The sequence below is a fragment of the Bradyrhizobium sp. CCBAU 11434 genome, from assembly GCF_028128895.1.
GTDB classification, from domain to species: domain Bacteria; phylum Pseudomonadota; class Alphaproteobacteria; order Rhizobiales; family Xanthobacteraceae; genus Bradyrhizobium; species Bradyrhizobium zhengyangense.
Map to the genome: position 1 here is coordinate 14,353 of NZ_LBJX01000071.1, position 21,390 is coordinate 35,742.

Below are 21,390 nucleotides of genomic sequence, written 5' to 3' on the forward strand. Positions count from 1 at the left end.
GGAAAACCGCTTCGCACTTTTCCGGATCATGCTTCAGCGGATGATCCGCTTCAGCCGTGCCTCGATCTGGGCGGCGCCATCAGCCGGAGTGGTCGCACCCGCAAGCACCGCATTGACCGTGGTCCGGATCACTTCACTCACCTCGTTGTAGCGTGGCGTCACCGGCCGCGGCTTTGCGGTCTCGACGATCGGCTGGGCGTCGGCAAACCACGGCACCGCCTTGGTCACATCGGCGTCCTTGTAGAGCTTGCCGTAGGTCGGAAGCAGCGAGCCGTTGATGGCCATGTATTTGGAAACTTCGGGACTCGACAGATATTCGACCAGCTTCTTCGCCTCGTCCTGATGTTTGGAAAAAGCGGAAACGCCCCACTCCCAGCCGCCAAGGCAGGTCGCCTGTTCGCCGCCCTTGATTGCCGGAAGCCGTGCGACGCCGACCTTGCCTGATACCGCGGACTCGGCCCCCTGCGACATCGCCCATGCATAGGCCCAGTTCACCGCGAACAGGACATTGCCGGCCTGGAATTCCTTGCGCGTATCGTCGGTCGCGACCTCGGCAATGTTCTTCTTGGCAACGCCGCTGTCGGCAAAGCCCTTCCAGAGCGCGAGCGATTTGGTCGCCGCCTCGCGATCAAAATCGAGCTTGCCGTCCTTGGTCACCACCTTGCCCTGGCTCCAGTAGGGCACGAGGAAGGTGCAGACCGCGCCTTCGATCGCCTTGCCCTGGAACGACAGACCCTGCAAATTCGGATTCTTCTCGCCATCCGCGACCTTCTTCGCGGCGTCCGCGAGCTCGTCCCAGGTTTTTGGCGGCTGAAGCCCGTATTTGTCCAGCAGGTCCTTGCGATAATAGAGGAACATGGAATCGGCAAAGGCGGGCAGCGCCACCACCTTGCCGTCGATCGTGTTCGCCTCGGCATAGGCACGGAGATAAGCCGACATGTCGGTTGCGATCGGGCTGGTCCAGCCCGCCGCAGCAAACTGCGCCGGGCGGATCACGTCGAGCATCAACACGTCGAGTGAAGAGTCTTTCGCTGTGAGCACCGTGTTGAGATATTGGGCCTGCATATCCGAGGTCGTACCGCCCAGCTCGACGCTGACCTTGATGCCCGGATTGCGCGCTTCGTACTGATCGAGCAGCGTGCGCCAGATGGCGGGCTGCCCTTGGCTCGTGACGAAGACCTTCAAATTGGTCTCGGCGGATGCACCGGTTGCGCACCCGGCCGCTGCACACGCGAGCAGCAATCCCGCCAGCTTTGAAATGCGTCCTGAACTCATGCCGTCCTCCCGGAAAAAATCGCCGCTTGTTGCGGCTTGACTGGCTTGCTGTTGGTGGTCTCGCTTCGCACTCTTTAATGCAAGGCGCGCTCCGTCTCCGGATCGAACAGGTGAATCTTCGCGGGGTCCAGCCCCAGCTTGATCGCCTCGCCGGCCTGCGGGCGCAACTCTGGCGGCAGCCGTGCCGTCAATGTCGCGCCGCCCACCGCAAAATGCACCAGCGTATCGGAACCCAGCGGCTCGACGACCTGAACCTGGCTGTTCAGGCCGACATCGGACGTCAGGGACGTGAAATGCTCGGGCCTGATGCCGACGATGAAATCACGCCCGTCGGCCGCCGAGAGTTTTGTGCCGGCGACGCCCGCAAGCGGCAGACGGTTGCCGTCGGCGAAATCGAGATAGCCTCGGGCGGCCCTGGCCTTCGCAAAATTCATGGACGGAGCGCCGACGAAGCCACCGACGAAAACGCTCGCCGGATGATTGTAGACTTGGTCGGGCGTTCCGATCTGTTCGATGTCGCCACCGCGCAGGATGACGATGCGATCGGCCAAGGTCATCGCCTCGACCTGGTCGTGGGTGACGTAGACGATGGTGGTCCCGATCGTCTGATGCAGCCGCTTGATCTCCGTACGCACCTGACCACGCAGTTTTGCGTCGAGATTGGAGAGCGGTTCATCGAACAGGAAGACCTGCGGCCGCCGAACGATGGCGCGGCCCATCGCGACCCGTTGACGTTGACCGCCGGAGAGCTGTCCCGGCCGCCGGTCGAGCAGATGGGAGATGCCGAGCATCTCCGCCGCGTCCCTGATTTTGGAGTCCGCGTCCGCCGCATTCGCGCCGCGCACCTTCAGGCTGAAGCCCATGTTCTCGCGAACCGTCTTGTGCGGGTAGAGCGCGTAGTCCTGGAAAACCATGGCAATGTCGCGCTCGCGCGGCGGCAGATCGTTGACGATGCGATCGCCGATCCGAATCTCGCCGCCGCTGATGCGTTCGAGGCCGGCGATCATGCGCAGCGTGGTCGACTTGCCGCAGCCGGACGGACCGACCAGGACGACAAACTCGCCATCCATGATCTCGAGGTCGATCGCCTTGACGACGCGAAGCGCGCCGTAGCTCTTCTCAAGCTTGCGCAGGCTGACCGAAGCCATGAGCCCTTATCTCCCGTCCCGACGGTTCTTGCAGCCGCGGTGATTATTCATAGTAGCGCTGCGATTTTTAGAAATCAACGACAGAGCCATCTCAGCTCGATCCCGCGGATTAAGGCCGGAGTTTCGTCTTATCTTGCTGATTATAATAATGATATCGCTCGACGGGCACAATGCGGTTGTACCGCTTCAGAGCTTCAGCTACATAATAGCGCTATTATCTTGAGCCACGATGGCAATGGTCGCATCAAAGCCCCTACGCACCCGGCGCAAGATGCAACGGGTCACGATCATGGATGTGGCGGCGCGCGCAGAGCTGTCGCCCTCCACGGTGTCCCTCTATTTCAGAAAGCCAGATGCGGTCTCGGCGGCGGCGAGCGAGGCGATCGCACGCGCCATCGAAGCACTCGACTACGTGCCGAACCTGATGGCCGGTGGACTGGCAGCCGCCTCATCGCGCGTCGTGAGCATCATCGTGCCATCGGTCCGCAATGCGTTCTTCGCCGAGACCGTCACGGCCCTGCAGGACGAACTCGGCAAGCAGCGACTGCAGGTTATGCTCAGCCACACCGAGTACAAGGAGCACGACGAGGAGAATTTGGTCCGCACGGCACTGTCCTGGGCCCCTGCCGCAGTCGTCTTGACTGGCCTCTCTCACAGCGCTGCAACGCGCAGGCTGCTGCGCGACAGCAAGGTGCCTGTTGTCGAGATTTGGGAGCTTGGTTCCCCGACCATGGATATGGCGGTCGGTTTTCACCACGACCAGGTCGGTCATGCCGCTGCGTCGCACCTTCTTCAGCGCGGGCGCAAGCGATTGTTGTTTCTTGGCGCCCGCCTGCATGAGGATCGCCGCGCGGCTCGGCGCGCCCAAGGCTTCGTCGAAGCGGCGCGAAACGCACCTGACGTCACCGCAGAGATCATCCAGCACCCTGCACCAGCGAGCGCCGAAGTCGGCGCCATGCTGCTCGGCGAGGCCCTGCACCGCTTTCCGAACGTCGACGGGATCGCCTGCTCCAACGACCATATCGCCCTTGGCGTGATCTTCGAATGTCAGCGCTCTGGTGTTGCGATCCCCGAGCGCCTGTCGGTGATGGGCTTCGGCGATTTGAGCTTCAGCGCGGCCGCAAATCCGTCGTTGACGACGATCCGCCCGCCCGGCGACCTGATCGGGAAGGAAGCCGCGCGGCTGATCATCGCGCGGCTCGCGCACCCTGGTGCCGAACCGGAACAAGCCGTCATCGACACGCGCTTCACCCTGCTTCATCGGCAAAGCAGCTGATGATCGGAAAGAGGTCGCCTTTGCTGTAGGATCCCCAATCACCCGCATGGCGCCGTGCCGACGCCGCAAGTTCATATGGATTTATGGTGCGCTCGGAGGGACTCGAACCCCCACGGTGTTACCCACTGCCACCTCAAGGCAGCGCGTCTACCAGTTCCGCCACGAGCGCAAGAAGATACCGGCCTGAGGTCGTTTGGCTGGCCGGATCAGCGGCCGCCGATCTAACAAATCCATCAGGGGGATACAAGCCTGCAAAGGCCCAGAATTCCACAGGCTTGGCAGGAAAGTCTCATCCCCGCCCGGATCGGCCCTATCAAGTGTGTCGAAAGCCCTTGGCGCGTCGCCGGCTTCCCGCGTACCCCCTACCGCGTGCCCGGGGCGCTACCGCGTACCCGGCGTCCGGGGCAGCATCTGCTTGACCTCGACCGCGATCCGGTTGCGGTCGACCAGCACGACGCCGGAGGCGACAGGCAGATTGTTGGCGAGAACCTTGACCTCGTCGGCCTCGGTTGCGTCCAGCTCGATGATGGCGCCGCGGGAAAGACGTAATACTTGATGGATCGGCATGGTGGTCGTCCCGAGGACGACCATGAGATCCACGGTGACTTTATCGAGTGTGGGCACTGTCAGGACCGCCGCAACTGGAGACAACACACCAAGGGACTTGGCATTTGCGCCTGCAATCATCACCACGTTATGGTTAGCCAATGGTTAATTCGCCTCAAAACCCGCGCCAAGCGCTCGATTTGACGTCGTTTTCCGCCGCAGGCGGCTCCCCCGTCGAATGGCGCATCTCGGACGCGTCGGTACCCTATCCGGAGGCTGTGGCCGACATGGAGGCGCGGGTCGCCGCGATCGCAGCAGGCGAGGCACCGGAGCTGGTCTGGCTGCTTGAGCACCCCCCGCTCTACACCTCAGGGACATCAGGCAAGGAGACCGACCTGCTCGATCCCCGCTTCCCGACCTTCGCGACCGGACGCGGCGGCCAGCTCACCTATCACGGGCCCGGCCAGCGGGTGGCCTATATCATGCTCGACCTCAAGCGCCGCCGGCCGGACGTTCGCGCCTATGTCGCGATTCTGGAGGAACTGATCCTGAAGACGCTCGCCGCCTTCAACGTCCGCGGCGAGCGGCGCGAGGACCGGGTCGGCGTCTGGGTGAAGCGCCCGGACAAGGGCGAGGGGCGCGAGGACAAGATCGCGGCGATCGGCGTGCGGCTGAAGCGCTGGGTCTCGTTCCACGGCATCGCCATCAATGTCGAGCCGGAGCTGGAGCACTTTGCAGGCATCGTCCCCTGCGGTGTGGCTGATCCCCGCTACGGCGTCACCTCGCTGGTCGATCTCGGTCAGCTCGTGACCATGGAAGACGTCGACATCGCGCTCCGGCAGGCCTTCGAGGAGCTATTCGGGCCGACCCGCGCGCTGCTGCCGGAAGCCACCGCCTGACCCTTTCCTGTTGGCGACACGCCGTGCGCGTTCTCCAGCTGCGTGGAATCGGTTACGCTTGGCTCAGGTGCCGCCCACGCCTCCCCCCTCCGCCGGGAAAGTACAGATCATGCCGGGCGACTAAGCCAACGGACCGACTGTTCGAGCATCGGGCATAAGGAGGGATTGCGCTTTCTGCTCGCATCAGGAGGTTCTGACGATGAAGCTGTCTGCACCGATCTATCATCTCAAGCGAAAAGCAAAGCGCCTGTCCCGCGAGGAAGGTATTCCGCTGCACGACGCGCTCGACCGCGTCGCCACAACGGAAGGGTTTTCCGCCTGGAGCTTGCTCGCCGCGAAAGCTGCGGCATTAACGCCGGCCATCAGGCTGTTTCCGCAGCTCCAACCGGGCGACCTGGTGCTGGTCGGCGCCCGCCCCGGTCAGGGCAAGACGCTGATGAGCCTCGAACTCGCCGTGGAGGCCATGAAGTACGGCCATCGCGCCGCGTTCTTCTCGCTCGAATATACCGAGAGAGACGTGCTGAACCGCATGCGCGCGATCGGCGTGGAGCCCACGCAATTCCGTGAGCTCTTTGAGGTCGATTGCTCCGATGCCATCAGTGCCGATTATGTCGTGAAGCAGATGGCCGCGGCACCGCGTGGCACGGTCGTGGTGGTCGATTATCTGCAACTGCTGGACCAGCGGCGGGAAAACCCTGATCTCACCGTCCAGGTGCGCGCGCTGAAATCCTTTGCACGCGACAAGGGGCTGATCGTCGTCTTCATCTCGCAGATCGATCGGTCCTATGACCCGATGGTCAAACCCTGCCCTGACATCAACGATGTCAGGCTGCCGAACCCGCTGGACTTGAGGCTGTTCGACAAGACCTGCTTCATCAACAACGCCGAGGTTGAGTTCCGGGCAGCAAGCTGACCAACGAGCCGCGGGTGAGATGGCTCACCCGCGGCTCGATGCCCTCACGCCGCCTTCAGCGACACAGCGAGCTTGCCGGCAATGTAGCGCCGCTCCTGGGTCAGGCCGCCGAAGCCGTAGGCGTCGCCCTTGACCTCGTCGACATGCAAGTACGTCTCAGGATGCAGCGGCCCCAAAATCTCGGCCATGCGCTTGAACATCGCGGCGAGATAGGCCGCCTTCTCGTCCTTGGTGTTGGTGCCCTCGGTGATATGGATGTCGATCCAGTAGCTGGCCAGCTTTTGGTCTGCGAGCGACCTGCCGCCGGCGAACCAGTCGTCCGCGTCCACGGACTTCACGATGATGGCGGTGACCTTTGGATCCTTGTGCAGGATTTTCGCGGTGAGCTCGGACACGGCGCCTGCGATGTCGGCCTTCAGCGAGGGTGACTGACGGGAGGTGGTGTAGGACACGGTGATCAGGGGCATTGTCGTTCTCCTCAAGATGCCAGCGCTGTTTGCGCGGCGTTGGGGAAAAGCTAGACCTTCCCGCATCATTTTGGTATCTTATCTCATAGGATATCAGTGATAACCATTCATAATGACAGCCACGATCGACATCGCCACCGTCCAAGCCTTTCTGCTGGTCGCCGACCTCCAGAGCTTTACCCGTGCCGCCGAAGCGCTCGGCACGACCCAGGCTGCTGTCAGCCTCAAGCTGCAACGGCTCGAGACCTTGCTGGGCAAACGTCTCGTCGAGCGTTCGCCGCGCGCGGTCCGGCTCACGGCCGAAGGCGCGAACTTCCTTGATCGCGCCCGCGCGCTGATGGCGGCACACGACCGCGCGCTGTCGGGCGAGGCACCGGCCGCGCAATCGCTCTCCCTCGGCATCTCCGATCATGCCGCAGGCCCCGAGCTAGTGCCCTTACTCGAACGGCTGCATGCGATGTCGTCAAACCTCACCCTCGCCGTCACCATCGGCTTCTCGCGCGAGATGCAGGATGCTTATGACGCGGGCGAGCTCGATGCGGTGATCGTGCGCCAGGAAGGCAGCCGCCGCGGCGGCGAGAAGCTGACCGAGGATGAGTTTGGCTGGTTCGCGTCCCGACGCCTCATGCTGCCGAAGGGCGAGCCGTTGCCGCTCGCAACGCTCGCTCCGCCCTGCGGCGTCCGGGCGATCGCAGTGCGCGCGCTCGACAAGACCGGCACCGCCTGGCGCGAGCGTTTCGTCGGCGGCGGCGTGACAGCGGTGGTCGCGGCCGCGCTGGCCGGTCTTGCGATTGCACCGCTGGCGCGGCGGATTGCTCCGGCCGGACTGATCGACATCGGGCCTGCGCACAAGCTGCCGAAACTCGGCAGCTCGAAGGTGATGCTGCATTCGAAGGTCAGCGATCCCGCCAAACTCGCGGCGCTGCGCGCGGTGGCGGCGACGTTCCGGAGCGCGGCAGGAGCTAACTAGCGCCCGCGTCCCTTCCCGCAGTAGACCAATAGGCGACCCCGGCCAGACATCCGGCCAACGCAAACAGCGCATCCATCTCAACGAGAGTCCCGAAGATGCCGTTCGCAATCAAGGCGCCCATCGCGGCGCCGGCGGCCGCGTAGAATAGCACTGAGCGAACTCGAAATGACTCACCGAGCCATATCACAAGCGCTGATGGCATCCCGCTCAGCAGGCAGGTGAGGATCAATGCGATTGGTAAGGCAAACAAGACCAGGGCGACGATAGGAGCTAATCCATCGGGAAAGCCTCGATCTGGAAGAGACAGAATTGTGGCGAGAAACGGCAACACTCCCAATGTCGCAGTTGCCGCCAGGCATCCGCGAAACCAGCCGTTAAGAGCACGAGGACATGCGGCGCAAGCCATGACATCACCTCACAATATCGCCTCGAATGCGCTACGCAGCGTCTCATGCCGGAACACAAAGCCGCGGCTCAGCGCCTTGTTCGGCAGCACGCGCTGACCGCCGAGCAGCAGCTCGTCGGCAAACCCGCCGCCGATCCGGCGCAAGAGGCCGCCAGGAATGCGGAACACCGCAGGCCGATGCAGGCGACGACCGAGCTCCTCGGTGAACTTTGCGTTGGTGACTGGGATTGGCGCCGTCGCGTTGACGGGCCCGACGAGATCCGGCGTCGCCATCACGTAGGCGATCAGGCGAATGAGATCGTCCCGCTCGATCCACGACATCCATTGCCGCCCCGTCCCGAGCGGTCCGCCGAGCCCGAACTCGAACGGCGTCAGCATGCGCGTGATGAAGCCGCCTTCCGTGCCGAGCACGAGGCCGATACGCAGATTGACAACACGGACGCCGAGCTCCTCCGCCGGCCGCGCCGCTTTCTCCCAGGCCGCGCACAGCTCGTGGCTGAAGCAGGCGTGAGACTTTGCGGACTCGGTCAGCACCTGATCCGCCCACAGGCCATACCAGCCGATCGCGGAGCCGCTGACGAGCACCTCCGGCTTGCGTTCGAGCCGCGCGATCAGCTTGACGACCTCGCCGGTCATATCGACGCGCGAGCCGATGATCTTTGCGCGCTTGGCCTCGGTCCACAGGCCGTTGCCGATCGGCTCGCCGGCGAGATTGACGATCGCGTCGATATGCGTGTCGGCTGTGAGCTGATCGAGGCCAGTGATCAGCGTCACCGGCGGCGGCAGTATCTCGGCTTTGGCTGGGTTGCGGATCAGCGCGATGACGTGGTGCCCTGCTCCGCTGAGGCTTGCCGCAAGGCGGCTGCCGATGAAGCCGGTGGCGCCTGTTATCAATACGGTCTTGCGGCCAGGCAGCTTTTCGACGAGATCGTCCGCGGGAACGCTTCGCATGCGGCCAAGCCGGCGCATCGCGGCAAAATCCCTGAGACCGCAGAGCGCCGCGCCGACCGCGCAGGCGGTCGCGGCGATGCTGAGCAGGCCCTGATTCACGACCGCTACACCGATGGGCTGCATCGCCCAGCCGATCAGCACCGGCAACAGCAGCACCAGGATGGCGCCGTAATTGATCGCGAGCAACGTGTGATTGATCCGCTCGCTCGGCGGCAGCTTGCGGCTCAAATCCTCCTCGACGAAATCCATCAGCGTGATGACGATCTCGGCAGCCAGCACGGCGACGATCAGCAGCGCCAGCACGCCATAGGCCTCGAGCCAGCCGAGTATGAGGAACAGCAGCGCATAAAACATGTTGCGGATGCCGTGCAGCTTCAGCTCGAAGCGCTGCGACGGACGCCAGGCGAGGCGCTCGGTGAACTCGTGGTGATAAAAGGTGTCGAATACGCCCATCACGATTTGGATGGCTATGAGCGTCCACAACAGCGCCGTCATGATACGGCCTCCCTGAACAAGGCGGACTGGTGGATCAGCGCGCCGTAACGTGGATGAATGACATCGAGGGTGAAGCGGAAGGCGCCCTCGCCGAGATCGCTGTGCGTCACGGTGAGGTCACCCGGCGTGAGCCATTGCGGCAGCGGGATCCAGAGGCGCCCGAGCTGCAGGCCGTAGCCTGCACTGCGGAAGGTCAGCGCCTCGCCTTCGACGGCGATGCGCAGGGCCATGGAGACGCCGAAGCCAACATATTCCTCCAGCCTGGTCGGGCCGGCGAAACGCTTGGCCGAATGGATCACCTGTGGAAAGCCGCGCTTGCGCGCGCAGATGCGGGTCCAGGTCTGACCGCCTGTCACACCGTCCTCGGTGACAGTCACGATCATCGGCACGCCGGTGTCACGCCCCGTGGGAAGTGGCCCGCCGATCAGGCGCGCGGCTTGCGCAAACCACCAGCCGATGTCGCTGAAGACGACCTCGTCGACCACGCCGACATAGACTACGCTGTCGCCATCGGCGACGCGTTTTGAAAAACGCCGCCAGGTTGCAAGCGGCAAACGGCCCCAATCCTCGTCCGACAGTAGCGAACGGAAGCGGCGGTCATCGAGCAGTTTGATGTGAGCGGAAGTTGGTGCGTTGGAGCCTGATAATCTTGCCGACGTCATCGCACCCTCCTCACACCTATTTGGCCTTGCCCAGCGGCAGCAGGTTGGCGATCTTCTCGCCAAGCCGCATCAAGGCGACCACCCGTGGCCGGGGCACTTTCAGCATCTGCATGAACCAGTGGTCGGCGAGCTCGGTGAAGGCGAGCATCTCCTTCAGCCGTTTGCTCGCGACCGGATTGATGGTCGGATCGTCGGCCGCATCGGTCACGCAGGCCCGCAGCGCAGTGATCGCAGGATCGAGCTCGCGCTCCTTGCGTCGCGCCGCAATGCGGGCTGCGACCTCCCAGATGTCGGTCTCCGCCTCGTAGTGATCGCGGCGATCGCCGAGGATCGGCGCGCGCCGGATCAGGTTCCAGGCGAGCAGCTCCTTCAGCGAATTGGAGACGTTGGACCTGGCCATGCCGAGCGTGTCGGCGATGTCCTCCGCCGTCATCGGCGCCTCGGCGAGATAGAGCAGCCCGTGGATCTGGCTGACCGAGCGGTTGACACCCCACTGATCGCCCATGTCGCCCCAATGCAGGATGAAGCGCTCAACCGCGGCGGGGAGTTTCTTCTTTCCGGTTATTTCTGTCATAACAGAAATATCTGACATGTGCGATTGCGTGTCAAGTGCCGTTGGAAGCCTTGCCTCCTGCATACCGTCCGCAATATTTGCCTAAAAACGTCCCAGAAAGCGGGAACCAAACGCCCTTCAGGACGTTTGCCCCCGTCGAGGCGGGGTCCGTAATGGTCAAAAAATCCAGTCAACAGAGAGACTTGTTCGAAAGCGAACGGAGTTTCCGGCTGTTGGTTGAAGGAGTCGCGGACTACGCGCTCTACATGCTCGATCCCAACGGGATCATCACGAGCTGGAACATCGGCGGCGAGCGGATCAAGGGCTATTCGCCCGACGAGATTCTCGGCCAGCATTTCTCGCGCTTCTATACCGAGACCGATCGGGCCAAGGGCAGGCCCGCCCGTGCGCTCCGCATCGCGCGCGACCAGGGCCGCTATGAGGAGGAAGGCTGGCGCGTCCGCAAGGATGGCACCTTCTTCTGGGCCAGCGTGGTGATCGACCCGATCTATGAGGACGGAACCCTGGTCGGCTTCGCCAAGATCACGCGCGACATCACTGAGCGCCGCAACACGCAGCTGAAGCTCGACGCGATGCAGACGCAGCTCGCGGAGTCGCAGAAGTTCGATGCGCTCGGCCAGCTCACCGGCGGCGTCGCACACGACTTCAACAATCTCTTGATGATCATCACCGGCAGCCTTCACATCCTCAAGAAGGGCGATCCCGACGATTCCAGGTTCCAGCGCGCAATCTCGGCGATCGAGACCGCCGCCAAGCGCGGCGCCGCGCTGACGGGACAACTCCTGACCTTCGCGCGGCGGCAGAGCGTCAATCCGCAGGCGATCCGTCTGGCTGACCGCATCGAGGCGATCCGCGAAGTGCTTTACGCCGGCGTCGGCAGCGCCGTTCGCCTGGCCTTCGACATCGAGCGCGACGTCTGGCCGGTCAAGGCCGACGTCTCGGAGTTCGAGACGGGGCTGCTCAATCTCGTCATCAACGCGCGCGATGCTATGCCCGACGGCGGCACAGTGACGATCGGCGCGCACAACATCATCCTCGACGATCCGCTCCATAGCGGCGAATACGTCGCCATCACCGTCGCCGATACCGGGCTCGGCATCCCTTCCGACGTCGTCGACAAGATCTTCGAGCCGTTCTTCACGACGAAGCCGGTCGGAAAGGGCACTGGCCTCGGCCTGTCACAGGTGCACGGCTTCGCGCATCAGGCCGGCGGCACGATCAAGGTCGCAAGCGAGCTCGGCAAGGGCACGACCTTCACCATCCTGCTGCCGCGCGAAACTGGGACCGCACCGAGCCAAACGCCCGAGGTGGCGCCAGCGCGCGGCAGCGGCACGGTGCTGCTGGTCGAGGACAACCCAGATGTCGCCAACGTCAGCATCGGACTGCTGGAGCAGCTCGGCTACAGCGTGCGCCGCGTTTCGGATGCCGAGTCCGCGCTACGCGAGCTCGAGAAAAACGGCGTCGACTTCGTCTTCTCCGACATCGTCATGCCCGGCAAGATGGACGGACTCGGCCTTGCCCATCTCCTGCGCCAAACGCGCCCAGATCTGCCAATCCTGCTCGCCAGCGGCTACAGCGAAGCCGCCGCTGGCGTCCGCGGCGACTTCCCGATCCTGCGCAAGCCGTATGAGATCCACGAACTGAGCGAGGCGATCTCGAAGCTGCCGCGGTGATGGCTCACCTCCCCGAAGGAAGTGAAAACCGCAGGCTCACCTACACCGTCGGCAAAACCGAGAATGCTTCCCCTGCCCGGCGCAGGTTCAGCTCATCGACGCTGGCCGTCTCGCTGGTCACGCTGTCCACGCGCGATGACGGCGGGCCGTGGCGGCACAGCGCGACCATGTCGGCAACATGCTTCGGCGCCCCCGCGAACAGCGCCTCGACGCTGCCGTCGCGGCGATTGCGGACCCAGCCTTCGAGGCCGCTCGCGCTGGCCTGATATTCGACCCAGGCCCGATAGCCCACGCCCTGAACGCGCCCACGGATCATCACCTGGAGGATCGCCCGGCTCATTTTTTCAGCCCAAGAAGATCGGCGCTGCGCGCTTTGACCTCGGCCTCCCGCATGATGCGATTGGTCAGCTCCGCCGATGGCAATCCCTTCAGCGCCTTCGGCGATGTGCCCTCGCGCAACGCCTTCTGGACGTCGTAGACGGCCTGCGTGGCGGCTGCGATCGGCGCGTGGCCCTGAAGCGCGATGCGCACGCGCTGGCTGGTGAGATAATCGATCGCGCTCAATTCGTCGGGCGCGCCACCGAGCACGATCGGAAGACGCGTCGCGGCCACGACGGCTTCGAGCTCCGCGCGCGACCTGATACCGGTGAAGAACAGCGCATCGACGCCAACAGCTTCATAGGCCCTCGCGCGGCGGATGGCATCCTCGATCGAGCTCATCGAGGCAGCTCCGGTTCGCCCCATGATGACCAGCGAGGAATCGCCGCGCGCATCGAGCGCCGCCTTCATCTTGCCGAGGCCCTCCTCCAGCGAGATCAGCTGCGTCTTGGCTTCGCCAAAGGCCGCCGGCAACAGCGTGTCCTCGATGGTGAGGCCGGCGGCGCCCGCCGTCTCCAGCTCCTGCACCGTGCGGCGCACGTTGAGCGCATTGCCATAGCCGTGATCGGCATCGACCAGCACCGGCAGGCTTGCGGCGCGCGACATCCGCCTCATTTGCTCGGCAAGCTCGGTGAGTGTAATCAGTGTGACATCGGGATCGCCGAGCACAGCGAGCGAGGCGACCGAGCCGCCGAACATGCCGAGCGGAAAGCCAAGATCCTCGGCAATGCGGATCGAGATCGCGTCATAGACCGAGCCGGGATGGACGCAAGCCGAGCCCGACAGGATGGAGCGCAATTTCTCGCGGCGAGAACGAAAGGCCATAGTGCCCTCTCAATTGTTGCGACGCAGCCGCAACATACTCCGTCATTGCGAGCGCTGCGAAGCAATCCAGAGTCTTTCCGCGGAGGCAGTCTGGATTGCTTCGCTGCGCTCGCACTGACGGCATTGGTGGGGCCCGCTAAGGGCCTCACTCACACCCTTACGCAAACTCCAAAATCAGCGCGTCCACCGCGAGCGTCGCGCCGGCGCTGGCGTGGATCTTCTTCACAGTGCCGTCCTGCTCGGCGCGCAGCACGTTTTGCATCTTCATGGCTTCGACCACGGCCAGCGTCTCGCCGGCCTTGACCTCCTGCCCTTCGGTCACCGCGATCGAGACGACCAGGCCCGGCATCGGACAGAGCAGCTTCTTACCGGTGTCGGAGGCGGTCGTCACCGGCATCAACCTTGCCGAGGCCGCTTCCGCTTCGGTCCAGACATAGACCGGCACCTCGACGCCCTGATGCGCGAGGCGGATGCCGTTCGGAATCGGCCGAGTTTGCACCGCGACGAAGTGACCGTCGATAGTGCCCTGCCAGACCGGGTCGCCCGGCTTCCACGACGACTGCAACAGATGCGCCTTGCCGGCCTTGCCGTCAGCATCGACGAAGCGGATCGCGATCGCATCGCCCTCGCGGGCAACCTCGAGCGGGATCTCCTGGCGGTCAAGCCAGACCGCGCGGCGGCGCTCGCGCTGCACGACACGCCCGCCCAGTTGCCCCGAGATCTGCCGCTTGCGCTCACCCAGCACGTGATCGATGGCGGCGCCTACCGCGGCGATGCGACGCGCAACCTCGCCCTCGGGCACGCGCACGGAAAAGCCCTTGGGGAATTCTTCTGCGATGAAGCCGGTCGACAGATTGCCTTCGCGCCAGCGCGGATGATGCATCAGCGCAGACAGGAACGGGATGTTGTGCCTGATGCCGTCGACATAGAATGAGTCGAGGGCGGTCGCCTGCGCCTCGATCGCGGCCGCGCGCGACGGCGCATGGGTGACGAGCTTTGCGATCATCGGATCGTAATAGATCGAGATCTCACCGCCTTCCTGCACGCCGGTGTCGTTGCGCACGGTGATGCCGTCCTTGCTCACTTCCGCCGGCGGGCGATACTTCACCAGGCGGCCGATCGAGGGCAGGAAGTTGCGGAACGGGTCTTCGGCGTAGAGGCGCGATTCCACCGCCCAACCCGTGAGCGTGACGTCCTTCTGCGTCAACGCGAGCTTCTCGCCGGCGGCGACGCGGATCATCTGCTCGACGAGGTCGACGCCGGTGACGAGCTCGGTAACGGGATGCTCGACCTGGAGACGCGTATTCATTTCCAGGAAGTAGAAGCTCTTGTCTTGCCCTGCGACGAACTCGACGGTGCCGGCGGAATCATAGTTCACGGCCTTCGCCAGTGCGACCGCCTGCTCGCCCATCTTGCGGCGGGTGGCCTCGTCGAGCAGCGGCGACGGCGCTTCCTCGATAACCTTCTGGTTGCGGCGCTGGATCGAGCATTCGCGCTCGCCGAGATAGATGACGTTGCCGTGCTTGTCGCCCAACACCTGGATCTCGATATGGCGGGGATCGACGATGAACTTTTCAACGAAGACGCGGTCGTCGCCGAACGAGGCTTTGGCTTCGGCCTTGGCAAGATTGAAGCCCTCGGCAACCTCGGCCTTGGAATGGGCAATGCGCATGCCCTTGCCGCCTCCGCCGGCGGAGGCCTTGATCATCACGGGGTAACCGATCTCGTCGGCGATGCGGACCGCATGCTTGTCGTCCTCGATCACGCCGAGATAGCCAGGCACGGTCGAGACCTTGGCTTTGGCGGCCGCCTTCTTGGATTCGATCTTGTCGCCCATTGCGGCGATCGCGCCGGGGTTCGGGCCGATGAAGACGATGCCGGCCGCTTCCAGCGCCCGCGGAAACGCCTCTCGCTCGGACAGGAAGCCGTAGCCGGGATGCACGGCCTCGGCGCCGGTCTTTTTGCATGCCTCGACGATCTTCTCGATCACCAGATAGCTCTCGGCCGCGGCCGGCGGGCCGATCAACACGGCCTCGTCGGCCATCTCGACATGGACGGCGTCGCGGTCGGCCTCGGAATAGACGGCAACCGTCTGAATTCCCATCTTGCGGGCGGTCTTGATGACCCTGCAGGCGATTTCGCCGCGGTTGGCGATCAGGATGCGTTTGAACATGATTTTCTTGAGCTTCGTCCCCTGGGCGGGACCCTACCCCACGCCTTGGCGGGCCGGTGGGACGGGGCCGTATCCTGTCGTGGTACAGCAAAATTGGCCGGAGGCAACGGGCAAAATCCAGCCCGCTCTGGCGTACCAGCGCAAGACCGGCACGGGCCTGGCGAGCCCCTGGCCGCCCTATGGCTTCCCGGCTTTGGCCACGTTGCGGACCAGGCTGTGAATAAAGCCGAGCTTGGCGACCACGGCCGGCGACAGGATGAAGGGATAGAGGTCGCGCAGGCCCATGGCGCGGTTGACGCTGTTCATGGCGAAGGTGAAGGGCAGCCATGCGTCGACGATCGCCTCGACGCCTTTAGCCTCATAAGGATTGAAACGGATCCGCGTCGACAACTCCCCGTCGCGGTCGACCTTGGGGCGCACCTCCATGCCGAACTCGCCAGCCATCTCCAGCGTATCGACGATGTGAAGGTAGTGCGCCCAAGTCTCAGCGAAATCTTCCCACGGGTGCATCGTCGCATAGGCCGAGACATAGTTCTGCTGCCAATCCGGCGGCGGCCCTTCGGCATAGTGCCGCTGCAGGGCCTCACCGTAATCGGCGGAATCGTCGCCGAATACGGCACGGCATTCGTCCAGTCTGCCGCCCTCGCGCACCAGCACGTCCCAGAAATAGTGCCCGACTTCGTGGCGGAAATGCCCGAGCAGCGTGCGGTACGGCTCGCCCATCTCCAGCCTGCGCCGCTCGCGCTCGATGGTATCAGTCTCGGTGAGCGCGATCGTAATCAGGCCATTGTCATGGCCGGTCATGATCCTTTGCCCGGTGTTGGGATCATCGGCGAGGAAATTGAAGATCAGGCCGTGCTCGGGATTGTCCTGCCGGGTCTGAAGCGGCAGATTCCAGCGGACCAGCGAATAAAACAGCCGGTGTTTTGCCACCTCCAGCTCGCGCCAGCCGGCGAGCTGCGCGGGGTCTGAGAGATCAGGCACGATGCCGTTATGGCGGCAGGCACGGCAATAGCCGGTGGAATCGCCTGCATCGGTCAGCCAGTTGCAGGCATCGTAATCGGCATTGCGGCAGAGCATCCGGCGTTCGCCCTTGTCCGCAAGCGTCTTCCAACCCTCCCCGTCAGGCTCGATCGCTGGCATCGTCTCCTTGTCCGGCAGGAAGGCGACCCGGTGGCCGCAGCGTTCGCAGGCTCGGTTCTCGAAATAGAGAACGTTGCCGCAATCCTGGCAAACAAAGAGCTTCAAGATTGAGCCTCTTGGGAAAGGGTGTCTTACTGATATCAAATGGGGCGCCACGCACATACGCGCGCAGACCGCTCATCGTTCCTTCTTCGGGAACAAATAGCCAGCCCCCGCGTTCGTTCATACCCGCCCCATGCAGTGCGGCGGGCCTTTCCTTGACCTATTCCCTTTTGAGCAATGGCTATCGCGCTTTGTCTGTGTGAATATCGCTTCGGCACGTGCGCCCCCGCATCACAACGGCCGACGCCTTGAACGATCCTTTGCCCGAGACCATTGCCGCCGAAAGGCTGCGCCAGCACCTCGAAGAGATCGCGCGCGAGCGCGACAATGCCTATCATGCGCTTCAGGAGCGCGAGGCGGAGCTGGCGCGCATCCAGCGCATCAGCAAGGTGGGCGGGCTCGAGGTCGATTTCCGCGAAGGCTTCAAGAACCGCCGCTCGCCAGAATATCTGATGATCCACGGGCTGCCGCCCGAGGGCGCCGACGAGACGCATGAGGATTGGGTCAGCCGCATTCACCCCGACGACCGCGATGCCACCGTCAAGCATTTCTTCGATGCGCTGGCCAGCACCAGCGAGGACTATACCGCCGAATATCGCATCATCCGCCCAAGCGACGGCCAGACCCGCTGGATCCGTGTCGTCGCCAAGATCGAGCGCGACCGCGACGGCCGCGCCAGCCGCCTCGTCGGCGCCCATATCGACATCACCGACCAGGCGCTCGCGCGCGAGACGCTGCGGGAGAGCGAGGAGCGGTTTCGGCTGATCGCCGACAGCGCGCCGGTGCCGATCTGGGTGACGAAGCTCGACCGCACGCGCTCCTTCGCCAACCAGGCCTATGTCGACTTCGTCGGCCTGCCCTACGAGCAGGCTATCGCCTTCGACTGGCGCAAGGTGCTGCACCCTGACGACCTGCCGCATGTGTTGCAGCAATCGGTTCAGGGCGAAGCGTCGCTCAAACCGTTCGTGCTCGAGGCCCGCTATAGGGACGCGTCAGGCGAATGGCGCTGGCTGCGCTCGGAATCGCAGCCGCGCTGGGACCCGACCGGCAAGCATATCGGCTTCATCGGCGTCGCCCACGACATCACCGTCGCCAAGCAGGCCGAGATCGAGCTGCGAAAGCTCAACGAGACGCTGGAAGAGCGCATCGCCGAGCGCACCGCCGAGCTCGAATCCAACGAGGCCCGGCTGCGCGCCATCCTGGAGACCAGCAACCAGTATCAGGGTCTGGTCAACCTGAAGGGCGAGCTGCTCTACGCCAACAAGACCGCGCTCGACGGCATCAAGGCGAGTTCTGCTGAGGTCATCGGCAAGCCGTTCTGGGACACGCCCTGGTTCACCGGCACGGAACGCATGAGCGCAACCGTGCGTGAGGCCTTCGACACCGTGCTGAAAGGCGAAGCAGTGCGACTTGAGATGCGGCTGCGCCTGCCCATCGGCGAGCGTGATTTCGAGTTCGGCATGCGCCCCGTGCTCGACCGCCACGGCAACATCACCGGCGCGGTGCCAGAGGCCGTCGACATCACCGAGCGTCGCCGCGGCGAGGAAGCGCTGCGGCAGTCACAGAAGATGGAGGCGATCGGCCAGCTCACCGGCGGCGTCGCGCACGATTTCAACAACCTCCTCACCATCATCCGCTCGGCCACAGACTTCCTGCGGCGGCGCGAGCTGCCGGAGGAGCGCCGCCGCCGCTATGTCGATGCCATCTCCGACACCGTCGAGCGCGCCTCGAAATTGACCGCGCAGCTGCTGGCCTTCGCGCGCCGACAGCCGCTGAAGCCGCAGATCTTCAATGTCGGCAGCCAGGTCGAGGGCGTGGCCCAGCTGGTCCGGCCGCTGGTCGGTGGCCGCATCGAGATTGCCGTCGAGATCAACGATGCCGATTGCTTCACCGTCGCCGACATCGCGCAGTTCGAGACCGCGCTGATCAACCTCGCCATCAATGCCCGCGACGCCATGGACGGTGAAGGCCGGCTCACCATTTCAGTGCGCAAGGTCCAGGGCATCCCGAACCTGCGGGCACAGTCGGCGCGCGGCGGCGACTATGTCGCGATCTCGGTCGCCGATACCGGCAGCGGCATCGCGCCGGAAAATATCGACGCGATCTTCGAGCCCTTCTTCACCACCAAGGAGGTCGGCAAGGGCACCGGCCTCGGCCTCAGCCAGGCTTTTGGGTTCGCAAAGCAGTCCGAAGGCGATATCGCCGTGACGAGCACGGCAGGCCAAGGCGCGACCTTCACCATCTACCTGCCGCAGGCTCAAAGCCCCGCGGCCGAGAAGGAAGCCGCCGCGCTCACTAGCGAAGGCGCCACCACCGGACGCGGCTATCGCGTGCTTGTGGTCGAGGACAATGACGATGTCGGCCAGTTCTCGACCGAGCTGCTGGAAGACCTCGGCTACGTCACCCGCCGCGTCGCCAGCGCGTCGGCCGCGCTCGCTATCCTCGGCGAGAACGAGTTTGCGGTCGATCTGGTGTTCTCCGACGTCATCATGCCCGGCATGAACGGCGTCGAGCTCGCCGGCGTCATCCGAGAGCGCTATCCGGGCCTTCCCGTCGTGCTCACCTCCGGCTACAGTAACGTGCTCGCTGAAAACGCCCATCGCGGATTTGAGTTGATTCAGAAGCCGTATTCGGTGGAATCGCTCTCGCGCATCCTGCGCAAGGCGATCTCGGAGAAGCTGTCGGTGGCGAGGTAAGAGAGATCTCCCATGAAACCGGCCCTCTTCTCCGCCTGGCAAACCTGGGCGCTGCTCTCCGCCTGCTTTGCCGCATTGACCGCGATCTTCGCAAAAGTCGGCATCGAGAATATCAATCCCGACCTCGCGACCTTCATCCGCACCATCGTCGTGCTTCTCGCGTTCTCGGTGCTGCTGTTCTTCACCGGACAGCTCACCGTCCCCTCTGCGGTCTCGTCCAAGACCTGGTTGTTCCTGGTGCTGTCGGGGCTCGCAACCGGCGCGTCGTGGCTGTGTTATTTCCGCGCCCTGAAGCTCGGCCCAGCGACGCTGGTGGCGCCAATCGACAAGCTCAGCGTCGTGCTGGTCGCGTTGTTCGCTTTCGCCTTTCTCGGCGAGCGGCCGACAGCGCAGGGCTGGATCGGGATCACCATGATCGGTGCCGGCGCTGTTCTCCTAGCCGTGAAGTTCTAGCCGGGAACCAAGGTCATGAGGGATCGGTTTCTGCCGGGGCGCTTTCCTGCCTCGATCGAGACACCGATGCCGAACGAAAACTCCGATCAGGCAACGCAGGCAGGCCGCGCGCTGGATGCGGCGAACTTCTTCCTCGCCGACGTCCGCGACGGGCTCGGGCCCTATCTCGCGGTCTATCTCCTCACCGAGCAGCATTGGGACGAGGCGCGGATCGGCCTCGTGATGTCGATCGCGACTATCGCGGGCATCGTAGCGCAGACACCGGCCGGCGCGCTGGTCGATGCCATCAGGGCGAAACGGTCAGTCATGGCAGCCGCCGCCATTCTCGTGACGCTGGCGGCACTGTCGTTGCCCCTGTTTCCCGCTTTCCTTCCGGTCGCGATCTCGCAAGGCATCGCGCAGGCTGCCGCCGTGATCTTTCCACCCGCGATCGCCGCCGTCTCGCTCGGCATTTTCGGCCATGCCGCCTTCACCCGTCGAATTGGTCGCAACGAGACCTTCAACCACGCCGGCAACGCGGTCGCGGCCGGGCTTGCCGGTGTCTCCGCTTACTGGTTCGAGCCGACCGTCGTGTTTTATCTTCTTGGTGCCATGGCGGTTGCGAGCCTCGTCAGCATTCTCGCAATCCCCGAACGGGCCATCGACCACGAGCTTGCACGCGGGCTGGACGACGCCAATGCATCGCGCGAACAGCCCTCAGGTCTTGCCGTGCTCCTGACCTGCCGCCCTCTCCTCGTCTTCGCCATCTGTGTTTTGCTCTTCCACCTCTCCAACGCGGCGATGCTGCCGCTGGTCGGACAGAAGCTCGCGCTCCAGGACAAGAACATGGGCACCACCCTGATGTCGGCCTGAATCGTCGCGGCTCAATTGGTGATGGTGCCCTTCGCGATGCTGGTCGGCGCAAGAGCCGATCGCTGGGGCCATAAGCGCTTCTTCCTCGCCGCGCTGCTGATCCTGCCCATCCGTGGGGCGCTCTACACACTCTCGGACAATGCGCTCTGGTTGGTCGGCGTGCAGCTGCTCGACGGCGTCGGCGCCGGCATTTTTGGCGCGATCTTTCCCGTCATCGTCGCCGATCTCATGCGCAACACCGGCCGCTTCAACGTCGCGCAGGGCGCCGTGATCACCGCCCAGAGCATTGGCGCCGCGCTGTCGACCACCCTCGCCGGTTTCGTCGTGGTCGGCGCCGGCTACAGCGCGGCCTTCATTACCCTCGGAGCCATCGCCGCGATCGGCGCGGCCATTTGCCTGCTCGCCCTCCCCGAGACGCGACAAGTCGCCGACGGCGCCCCGCGCCGGCAGGGGAAGACATCAGCGCCGGCTTCCGCTATCGCTGCCGAATGAACTCTTTCCATAGGGATTGAA

Annotated in this window: 18 protein-coding genes, 1 tRNA gene and 1 pseudogene; 8 read left to right on the plus strand and 12 right to left on the minus strand. The window is 64.1% G+C overall.

All coding sequences use genetic code 11. From position 1 onward, the window contains the following. Positions 1-33: 33 nt before the first annotated feature. Together XI06_RS15130 and XI06_RS15135 are read right to left on the minus strand one after the other, a co-directional pair. Positions 34-1,275, minus strand: a complete 1,242-nt coding sequence (locus XI06_RS15130; RefSeq protein ID WP_237861578.1) for an ABC transporter substrate-binding protein — start codon at positions 1,273-1,275, stop codon at positions 34-36. A 74-nt stretch (positions 1,276-1,349) separates the two neighbouring features. Continuing rightward, on the minus strand, positions 1,350-2,423 hold the full coding sequence (locus tag XI06_RS15135; protein ID WP_237861577.1) for an ABC transporter ATP-binding protein: 1,074 nt from the start codon (positions 2,421-2,423) through the stop codon (positions 1,350-1,352). Between the two features lie 271 nt (positions 2,424-2,694). Between XI06_RS15135 and XI06_RS15140 the strand changes: the two genes are divergently transcribed. Next, positions 2,695-3,699, plus strand: coding sequence for a LacI family DNA-binding transcriptional regulator (locus tag XI06_RS15140; RefSeq protein WP_237861576.1), 1,005 nt, complete (start codon positions 2,695-2,697; stop codon positions 3,697-3,699). A gap of 84 nt (positions 3,700-3,783) precedes the next feature. On the opposite strand, the gene XI06_RS15145 is transcribed toward XI06_RS15140, so the two are convergent. Next, a tRNA-Leu gene (locus XI06_RS15145) sits at positions 3,784-3,868 on the minus strand. Positions 3,869-4,080: 212 nt separating this feature from the next. Continuing rightward, a complete protein-coding gene (locus tag XI06_RS15150; RefSeq protein WP_011088012.1) occupies positions 4,081-4,323 on the minus strand; it encodes a FliM/FliN family flagellar motor switch protein in 243 nt (80 codons plus the stop codon). 83 nt (positions 4,324-4,406) lie between these two features. Between XI06_RS15150 and lipB the strand changes: the two genes are divergently transcribed. Next, positions 4,407-5,144, plus strand: coding sequence for a lipoyl(octanoyl) transferase LipB (gene lipB, locus XI06_RS15155; RefSeq protein ID WP_271605744.1), 738 nt, complete (start codon positions 4,407-4,409; stop codon positions 5,142-5,144). 199 nt (positions 5,145-5,343) lie between these two features. Then, positions 5,344-6,057, plus strand: a complete 714-nt coding sequence (locus XI06_RS15160) for a DNA helicase (RefSeq protein ID WP_271605745.1) — start codon at positions 5,344-5,346, stop codon at positions 6,055-6,057. Positions 6,058-6,101: 44 nt separating this feature from the next. Here XI06_RS15160 and XI06_RS15165 read toward each other — a convergent pair whose 3' ends face one another. Further along, positions 6,102-6,524: a tautomerase family protein gene (locus tag XI06_RS15165; protein WP_271605746.1), complete on the minus strand. Its 423-nt coding sequence runs from the start codon at positions 6,522-6,524 to the stop codon at positions 6,102-6,104. Positions 6,525-6,636: 112 nt separating this feature from the next. Here XI06_RS15165 and XI06_RS15170 point away from each other — a divergent pair, with 112 nt between their 5' ends. Continuing rightward, positions 6,637-7,494 (plus strand): LysR family transcriptional regulator, encoded by an 858-nt coding sequence (locus XI06_RS15170; RefSeq protein WP_237873327.1) that lies wholly within the window; start codon positions 6,637-6,639, stop codon positions 7,492-7,494. Between the two features lie 415 nt (positions 7,495-7,909). On the opposite strand, the gene XI06_RS15175 is transcribed toward XI06_RS15170, so the two are convergent. The 3 genes from XI06_RS15175 to XI06_RS15185 are packed head-to-tail and all read right to left on the minus strand — an operon-like array spanning position 7,910 to position 10,582. Next, positions 7,910-9,346, minus strand: a complete 1,437-nt coding sequence (locus tag XI06_RS15175) for a TIGR01777 family oxidoreductase (protein ID WP_271605747.1) — start codon at positions 9,344-9,346, stop codon at positions 7,910-7,912. Further along, positions 9,343-10,008 carry a DUF4166 domain-containing protein gene (locus XI06_RS15180; protein WP_237861566.1) on the minus strand — a complete coding sequence of 222 codons (666 nt, stop codon included), beginning with the start codon at positions 10,006-10,008 and terminating at the stop codon, positions 9,343-9,345. The genes XI06_RS15175 and XI06_RS15180 overlap by 4 nt, the downstream gene beginning before the upstream one ends. Positions 10,009-10,024: 16 nt before the next feature. Next, on the minus strand, positions 10,025-10,582 hold the full coding sequence (locus tag XI06_RS15185) for a GbsR/MarR family transcriptional regulator (RefSeq protein ID WP_271605748.1): 558 nt from the start codon (positions 10,580-10,582) through the stop codon (positions 10,025-10,027). Positions 10,583-10,734: 152 nt separating this feature from the next. Between XI06_RS15185 and XI06_RS15190 the strand changes: the two genes are divergently transcribed. Beyond that, the gene (locus XI06_RS15190) at positions 10,735-12,255 is read left to right on the plus strand and encodes a PAS domain-containing sensor histidine kinase (protein WP_271605749.1); all 1,521 of its coding nucleotides are present in this window, start codon (positions 10,735-10,737) and stop codon (positions 12,253-12,255) included. Between the two features lie 40 nt (positions 12,256-12,295). Here the strand turns inward: XI06_RS15190 and XI06_RS15195 are convergent, their stop codons facing one another. The 4 genes from XI06_RS15195 to XI06_RS15210 all read right to left on the minus strand — a co-directional run bounded on the left by XI06_RS15195 (position 12,296) and on the right by XI06_RS15210 (position 16,879). Next, positions 12,296-12,595: an acylphosphatase gene (locus XI06_RS15195; RefSeq protein ID WP_237861563.1), complete on the minus strand. Its 300-nt coding sequence runs from the start codon at positions 12,593-12,595 to the stop codon at positions 12,296-12,298. After that, positions 12,592-13,458: an isocitrate lyase/PEP mutase family protein gene (locus XI06_RS15200; protein WP_237861562.1), complete on the minus strand. Its 867-nt coding sequence runs from the start codon at positions 13,456-13,458 to the stop codon at positions 12,592-12,594. The genes XI06_RS15195 and XI06_RS15200 overlap by 4 nt, the downstream gene beginning before the upstream one ends. A gap of 157 nt (positions 13,459-13,615) precedes the next feature. Beyond that, complete coding sequence (locus XI06_RS15205) at positions 13,616-15,631, minus strand: acetyl-CoA carboxylase biotin carboxylase subunit (RefSeq protein ID WP_271605750.1); 2,016 nt, start codon at positions 15,629-15,631, stop codon at positions 13,616-13,618. A 177-nt stretch (positions 15,632-15,808) separates the two neighbouring features. Next, complete coding sequence (locus XI06_RS15210) at positions 15,809-16,879, minus strand: zinc-binding metallopeptidase family protein (RefSeq protein WP_237861559.1); 1,071 nt, start codon at positions 16,877-16,879, stop codon at positions 15,809-15,811. A gap of 215 nt (positions 16,880-17,094) precedes the next feature. Here XI06_RS15210 and XI06_RS15215 point away from each other — a divergent pair, with 215 nt between their 5' ends. The 3 genes and pseudogenes from XI06_RS15215 to XI06_RS15225 all read left to right on the plus strand — a co-directional run bounded on the left by XI06_RS15215 (position 17,095) and on the right by XI06_RS15225 (position 21,369). Next, positions 17,095-19,572, plus strand: coding sequence for a hybrid sensor histidine kinase/response regulator (locus XI06_RS15215; protein ID WP_271605751.1), 2,478 nt, complete (start codon positions 17,095-17,097; stop codon positions 19,570-19,572). Positions 19,573-19,584: 12 nt separating this feature from the next. After that, positions 19,585-20,025: an EamA family transporter gene (locus XI06_RS15220; protein ID WP_271605752.1), complete on the plus strand. Its 441-nt coding sequence runs from the start codon at positions 19,585-19,587 to the stop codon at positions 20,023-20,025. Positions 20,026-20,091: 66 nt separating this feature from the next. Further along, positions 20,092-21,369, plus strand: a pseudogene (locus tag XI06_RS15225) (MFS transporter). Positions 21,370-21,390: the final 21 nt, after the last annotated feature.

Coding starts and splice junctions, on each gene's coding strand:
- XI06_RS15130 (WP_237861578.1), bottom strand. CDS start 1,275: ATGAGTTCAGGACGCATTTCAAAGCTGGCGGGATTGCTGCTCGCGTGT.
- XI06_RS15135 (WP_237861577.1), bottom strand. CDS start 2,423: ATGGCTTCGGTCAGCCTGCGCAAGCTTGAGAAGAGCTACGGCGCGCTT.
- XI06_RS15140 (WP_237861576.1), top strand. CDS start 2,695: ATGCAACGGGTCACGATCATGGATGTGGCGGCGCGCGCAGAGCTGTCG.
- lipB (WP_271605744.1), top strand. CDS start 4,407: ATGGTTAATTCGCCTCAAAACCCGCGCCAAGCGCTCGATTTGACGTCG.
- XI06_RS15160 (WP_271605745.1), top strand. CDS start 5,344: ATGAAGCTGTCTGCACCGATCTATCATCTCAAGCGAAAAGCAAAGCGC.
- XI06_RS15165 (WP_271605746.1), bottom strand. CDS start 6,524: ATGCCCCTGATCACCGTGTCCTACACCACCTCCCGTCAGTCACCCTCG.
- XI06_RS15170 (WP_237873327.1), top strand. CDS start 6,637: ATGACAGCCACGATCGACATCGCCACCGTCCAAGCCTTTCTGCTGGTC.
- XI06_RS15175 (WP_271605747.1), bottom strand. CDS start 9,346: ATGACGGCGCTGTTGTGGACGCTCATAGCCATCCAAATCGTGATGGGC.
- XI06_RS15180 (WP_237861566.1), bottom strand. CDS start 10,008: ATGACGTCGGCAAGATTATCAGGCTCCAACGCACCAACTTCCGCTCAC.
- XI06_RS15185 (WP_271605748.1), bottom strand. CDS start 10,582: ATGACAGAAATAACCGGAAAGAAGAAACTCCCCGCCGCGGTTGAGCGC.
- XI06_RS15190 (WP_271605749.1), top strand. CDS start 10,735: ATGGTCAAAAAATCCAGTCAACAGAGAGACTTGTTCGAAAGCGAACGG.
- XI06_RS15195 (WP_237861563.1), bottom strand. CDS start 12,595: ATGAGCCGGGCGATCCTCCAGGTGATGATCCGTGGGCGCGTTCAGGGC.
- XI06_RS15200 (WP_237861562.1), bottom strand. CDS start 13,458: ATGGCCTTTCGTTCTCGCCGCGAGAAATTGCGCTCCATCCTGTCGGGC.
- XI06_RS15205 (WP_271605750.1), bottom strand. CDS start 15,631: ATGTTCAAACGCATCCTGATCGCCAACCGCGGCGAAATCGCCTGCAGG.
- XI06_RS15220 (WP_271605752.1), top strand. CDS start 19,585: ATGAAACCGGCCCTCTTCTCCGCCTGGCAAACCTGGGCGCTGCTCTCC.